At 41.0% G+C, this 503-nt stretch carries 2 pseudogenes; one reads left to right on the top strand and one right to left on the bottom strand.

The window, feature by feature from the left end:
* Positions 1-316 (top strand): annotated as a pseudogene (locus tag ACWHAR_RS32630) (ABC transporter permease); the annotation flags it as partial.
* Positions 317-353: 37 nt separating this feature from the next.
* On the opposite strand, the pseudogene ACWHAR_RS32625 reads toward ACWHAR_RS32630, so the two are convergent.
* Positions 354-503 (bottom strand): annotated as a pseudogene (locus tag ACWHAR_RS32625) (bifunctional glyoxylate/hydroxypyruvate reductase B); the annotation flags it as partial.

Raw genomic sequence — 503 nt, 5'->3', positions numbered from 1 at the left:
AGGAAGCATGCTGTATTTGCGGATGTTTACGGAAATAGAAGATACGAGAGTGCAGGTGTTAGCCTTAAAAAGGATAGGGGTTACGGACAAAGAGATTCACTCGATCCTTGGAAAGCAAATAGGATTTTTATTCTTCATCCCATTTATCGCAGGTACGATTCACGCCGGCTTTGCGTATGCAGCGTTAAGTAATATGCTGAATTCCAATTTATTTCTTGAGGCAGTAATTGTCATCTTCATTTATTTTGTATTCCAGGCTCTTTATTATATCGTCACCCGTCATATTTATAAGCGTGCTGTTCTTCAGCGTATGTAATATGAAATCCGGTCTGTTATCAGACCGGATTTTTGATTTATTGAAATTCTCTTGTGAGATTTTTCGGTGTTTGTCCTTGAATGGCTGCGATCATATTTTCGGCGGCCTGTTTGCACATGTTGAAGCGCACTTTAGCTGTTGCTGAACCGATATGAGGAAGCAGCGTGACATTATCCAGCTGCAGGAG

The sequence above is a fragment of the Bacillus sp. LR--39 genome (assembly GCF_053613335.1).
This window is presented reverse-complemented; position numbering and strand designations above follow the sequence as displayed.